The following is a 3,112-nucleotide window of genomic DNA, read 5'->3' as shown; positions in this document are numbered from 1 at the left end:
CGGCCCGGCTCTCGGCCGAGCGCAGCGCGGCCAGCGCGCCGGACGGGTCGCCGGGCACGCGCTGCGCCCGCGGCGCGGGCAGGGGCGCCGTGCGGGCGAACCGGCCGGAACCGGGCACGTAGTGGCGCCGCAGCACCGCCAGATGCTCACGGTGGTGGGCCAGGACGGGGGCGAGCCGCCCCGCCAGGGACGCGTGCGCGCCGCGCGCGGCCTCGTACAGCGCGATCAGATCCTGCTCGGCCGCGATCGCGCCGACCAGGACCGCCAGCTCCGGGGCGGGCGCGGCGGGCGCGCGGCCGCAGCCGCCCAGCGCGGGAAGGGCGATTCCGGCGGTGCCCCCCAGCACCGCTCGCCGGGACATCGTGCGGGCCTCAGGCAAGCGTGTCTCCCAGACCGAATCGTTCGTGGGGGACGCCCACGGGTGGTGTGGCGAGGAGGGGCCGCGACGAGTCTTCCGCTCATCAGGCCGGCTCAAGCATTCCATATCCGGGGCGCCCGTGACCTGTCCGAAAGGGCGCTGAGGTGCCCGGCTGTCGATAGTCTTGAGTTGTCAACGGACACGCCGCGGTTTCAGAACGACAAACTGGAGGTCCCATGGGCGTGGAGTCCGGCCCTTACGCTCAGCGGGGCCGTACCGCCGTCCGGTGCGCGCGCGGAGGCCGGTCATGAGCAGGCCGAGCCGGGAGCAGGTCGTCGCCGAGGTGACCCGCCTGGTCGGACCGGCGGTGGCGGACGCGGGATTCGACCTGGAGGAGGTCGACGTGCGGCCCGCGGGCCGGCGGCGGCTGGTGCGCCTGGTCGTGGACGCCGACGGCGGGGTGAGCCTGGACGACGTGGCCGAGCTGAGCCGGCGCGCCTCGGACCTGCTCGACGAGACCGACGTGATGGGCACCGCGCCCTATGTGCTCGAGGTCACCTCTCCGGGCGTCGACCGTCCGCTCACCGAGCCGCGGCACTGGCGGCGCGCGGCCGGGCGGCTGGTGGTGGCGCCGCTCACGTCCGGCGGCCGCATCGAGGGCCGGGTGGTGTCCGCTGACGACGAGGCGGTCGTCATCGACGTCGTCGCCTTCGAGGAGCCGGACGGCGCGCAGGGAGCGCCGCCCGCGAAGGGGCGCGCCTCCGGCAGGCGCGGCAAGGGGACCGGGGGCGGGTCCGGGTCCGGCGGGGTGACCAGGCGCCGTTTCGACTTCCAAGAGCTGGGGCGCGGCCGGGTGCAGGTGGAGTTCCGGCGGTTGGACGACCCCGGCGGCTCCGCCGACGAGGCCGAGGAATCGCGTTCGCCGGCCGAGCCGGACTAGAGGGGGGAGCCTCGTGGACATCGACATGACCGCATTGCGCAGTCTCGAGAGCGAGAAGGACATCTCGCTCGACGTGGCCGTCAAGGCCATCGAAGACGCCCTGCTGATCGCCTACCACCGCACCGAGGGGGCCGCGCCCAAGGCCCGGGTGGAGCTCGACCGGGAGACCGGGCACGTCACGGTCTGGGCGACCGAGACCGACGAAGAGGGCAACGCCGTCCGGGAATACGACGACACCCCGACCGGCTTCGGACGCATAGCGGCGACGACCGCCAAGCAGGTCATCCTGCAGCGGCTGCGGGACGCCGAGGATGAGCTGACGTTCGGCGAGTACGTCGGGCGCGAGGGCGACATCGTCTCCGGCGTCATCCAGCAGGGCAAGGACCCCCGGAACGTCCTGGTCGACCTCGGCAAGATCGAGGCGATCCTGCCCCCGCAGGAGCAGGTGCCCGGCGAGTCCTACGAGCACGGCGAGCGGATCCGCGCCTATGTGGTGCAGGTCCGCAAGGGCCACCGCGGCCCGTCGGTGCAGCTGTCGCGCACCCACCCCAACCTGGTGCGCAAGCTGTTCGCGCTGGAGGTGCCCGAGATCGCCGACGGCACCGTGGAGATCGCGGCGATCGCCCGGGAGGCGGGCCACCGCACCAAGATCGCGGTGCGGTCGCGCAAGCCCGGGGTGAACGCCAAGGGCGCGTGCATCGGCCCGCTGGGCAGCCGCGTCCGCAACGTCATGCACGAGCTGCACGGCGAAAAGATCGATATCGTGGACTGGTCGGAGGACCCGGCCGAGTTCGTGGGCAACGCGCTGTCCCCCGCGCGGGTGTCCCACGTGGAGGTGGTCGACGAGGGCGCCCGGGTGGCCCGGGTGATCGTCCCGGACTACCAGCTGTCGCTGGCCATCGGCAAAGAGGGGCAGAACGCCCGGCTGGCGGCGCGGCTCACCGGCTGGCGGATCGACATCCGGTCCGACACCGAGCAGTCCGAGGGGCAGTCCGAGGGGCAGTCCAAGGGGCGGTCCGAGGACGAGCCGTCCGGCGCCGGACGGGAGGCCGGAGGCGCCGGGACGCAGGCCGCGAAGGCGGCCGGATCCGGCGAATCGGGAGCGACCACATCAGGAGAGCATGCGACAGGTCCCGCCGACGCCTCGGCGCGGTAGACTCGTGTCACGCGATCGGGCGGCTCCACTGCGTACGTGTGTGGGCTGCCGCGTTCGCACGGCCAAGTCCGAGTTGCTGCGCCTCGTGGCGGTCGAGGGCGTCGTCGTCCCCGATCCCCGCGGGCGGCTGCCGGGCCGGGGCGCGCATCTGCACCCCGATCCGGGATGTCTCGAGCTCGCAGAGCGACGTCGGGCGTTCCCCCGGGCCTTCCGCCTGGCGGGGCCGCTCGACACGTCCGTGCTGCGAGCTCGGCTTGCGACGCGGGACGCGCGGCAGCAGGATGGCCAACGGTAAGCGACGCCTAGTCGGAAGCAGGCCGAGATTGCTATGAGCGCTCGATGAGCACGCCGCGATGAGTACGGCAAGGTAACGACGGTCCGGAGGCCGCACCCCCGGACCGAGTAGGGAGTGCAGTGGCGAAGGTCCGGGTTTACGAACTCGCCAAAGAGTTCGGTGTGGAGAGCAAGGTCGTCATGGCCAAGCTCCGGGAGATGGGCGAGTTCGTTCGTTCGGCGTCTTCCACGATTGAGGCGCCGGTCGTTCGCAGGCTTACAGAGGCTTTTTCGAATTCCAACGCGTCGTCCGGCGCGTCCGCCAAGCCGGCGGACGCCAAGGCGGCCCCGCGCAAGCCGTCGGCGCCCGAGGCGCCGCGGCCCG

The 3,112-nt window shown here is 73.0% G+C and carries 5 protein-coding genes; 4 read left to right on the top strand and 1 reads right to left on the bottom strand.

The genetic code is table 11. The annotated features are described in order from the left end of the window. On the bottom strand, window positions 1-379 hold a 379-nt coding region (locus tag AR3_RS28750; RefSeq protein WP_157406834.1), incomplete at its 3' end, for a hypothetical protein. A 286-nt stretch (window positions 380-665) separates the two neighbouring features. Here AR3_RS28750 and rimP point away from each other — a divergent pair. The 4 genes from rimP to AR3_RS28730 form a co-directional block, all read left to right on the top strand. Further along, window positions 666-1,298: a ribosome maturation factor RimP gene (gene rimP, locus AR3_RS28745; protein ID WP_067918738.1), complete on the top strand. Its 633-nt coding sequence runs from the start codon at window positions 666-668 to the stop codon at window positions 1,296-1,298. 13 nt (window positions 1,299-1,311) lie between these two features. Continuing rightward, a complete protein-coding gene (gene nusA / locus AR3_RS28740; RefSeq protein ID WP_067918737.1) occupies window positions 1,312-2,454 on the top strand; it encodes a transcription termination factor NusA in 1,143 nt (380 codons plus the stop codon). Further along, window positions 2,420-2,749: a YlxR family protein gene (locus AR3_RS28735; RefSeq protein WP_083952252.1), complete on the top strand. Its 330-nt coding sequence runs from the start codon at window positions 2,420-2,422 to the stop codon at window positions 2,747-2,749. Before nusA ends, AR3_RS28735 begins: the two co-directional genes overlap by 35 nt. A 119-nt stretch (window positions 2,750-2,868) precedes the next feature. Continuing rightward, window positions 2,869-3,112, top strand: a 244-nt coding sequence (locus tag AR3_RS28730) for a translation initiation factor IF-2 N-terminal domain-containing protein (protein ID WP_157406832.1), incomplete at its 3' end; no start/stop codon positions are given.

It is taken from the genome of Actinomadura rubrobrunea NBRC 15275 (genome assembly GCF_001552235.1).
GTDB classification, from domain to species: Bacteria; Actinomycetota; Actinomycetes; order Streptosporangiales; family Streptosporangiaceae; genus Spirillospora; species Spirillospora viridilutea.
Note: the sequence above shows the minus strand (reverse complement) of the source record. Positions and strands in the feature narration are given on the sequence as shown.

Excerpts from the sequence above, each read along its gene's own strand:
- AR3_RS28735 (WP_083952252.1), top strand. The coding sequence starts at position 2,420 with ATGCGACAGGTCCCGCCGACGCCTCGGCGCGGTAGACTCGTGTCACGC.
- rimP (WP_067918738.1), top strand. The coding sequence starts at position 666 with ATGAGCAGGCCGAGCCGGGAGCAGGTCGTCGCCGAGGTGACCCGCCTG.